Raw genomic sequence first — 976 nt, 5'->3', positions numbered from 1 at the left:
TCAGTGGGCCAGTACGGGGATCTGGATTTTGGCGTCGTGTTCGAGGATGCGTTGTTGGAGTTGTTGGAGGTCGCGGCCGGGTTCGAGGCCGAGGTTGTCGATGAGGGCTTCGCGGGTGCGTCGGTAGACGCGGAGGGCGTCGACTTGGCGGCCGCTGCGGTAGAGGGCGAGCATGAATTGGTGGCAGAGGCGTTCGCGTAGGGGTTCGGTGGTGGTGAGGATTTCGAGTTCGGGGGTGATTTCGCGGTGTTTGCCGCAGGCGAGTTGGGCGTCGAGTCGGTCTTCGATGGCGGAGAGTCGTTCGTCTTCGATGGCGGCGAGTTCTGACCAGCAGGTGCCGGTTTCGACGAGGTCGGCGAGGGCGCGTCCGCGCCAGAGGGTGAGTCCTTCGGTGAGGAGTTGGGCGGCGTGGTGGGGGTTGCCGGTGGTGGTGGCGTGGCGTCCTTCGCGGACGAGTCGGCGGAAGCGGTAGAGGTCGATGGTTTCGGTGTCGATGCGGAGTTGGTAGCCGGGTGGGTGGGTGCGCAGGGTGGTGGTGGTGGGGTGGGTGGTGAGCATGCGGCGGATGCCGGAGACGGCGTTTTGGACCATTTTTCGGGCGGTGGGTGGTGGGTTGCCGTGCCACATGGCGTGGAGGATCTGGCTGGTGGCGACGACTTTGTTGGCGTTGAGGAGGAGGTAGCCGAGGATTGCGCGTTGGCGGATTCCGCCGAGTTCGAGGTGGTGGTCGTGGTGGGTGACTTCGGTGGTGCCGAGTACGGAGAATTGCATGGGTTCCTCCGGTGGGTGTGGCGTGTGTCCGGTGGGTGTCGAGTTTCTCAGTGGTGGTCATTGGTGAGGCACCCCTAGGGCACCCCGTAGGAGGTGGGGGTGCATGGTGTGGGTTATCGGGTTGGCAGTGTGGAGTTGCTGGTCAGGCATTGTCGGGTGGTGGTGGGGCGTGAATCCGTCATCCGGGCCGGATGAACGGCGCACG

General features: G+C 64.8%; 1 protein-coding gene. It reads right to left on the bottom strand.

Annotation, left to right across the window (positions count from 1 at the left end; all coding sequences use genetic code 11):
• Positions 1–771: an AfsR/SARP family transcriptional regulator gene (locus V6U77_RS29875; protein ID WP_334610075.1), complete on the bottom strand. Its 771-nt coding sequence runs from the start codon at positions 769–771 to the stop codon at positions 1–3.
• Positions 772–976 lie beyond the last annotated feature (205 nt).

It is taken from the genome of Micromonospora sp. CPCC 205546 (assembly GCF_036902715.1).
Classification (GTDB): domain Bacteria; phylum Actinomycetota; class Actinomycetes; order Mycobacteriales; family Micromonosporaceae; genus Micromonospora.
This window is presented reverse-complemented; position numbering and strand designations above follow the sequence as displayed.

Excerpts from the sequence above, each read along its gene's own strand:
- V6U77_RS29875 (WP_334610075.1), bottom strand. The coding sequence starts at position 771 with ATGCAATTCTCCGTACTCGGCACCACCGAAGTCACCCACCACGACCAC.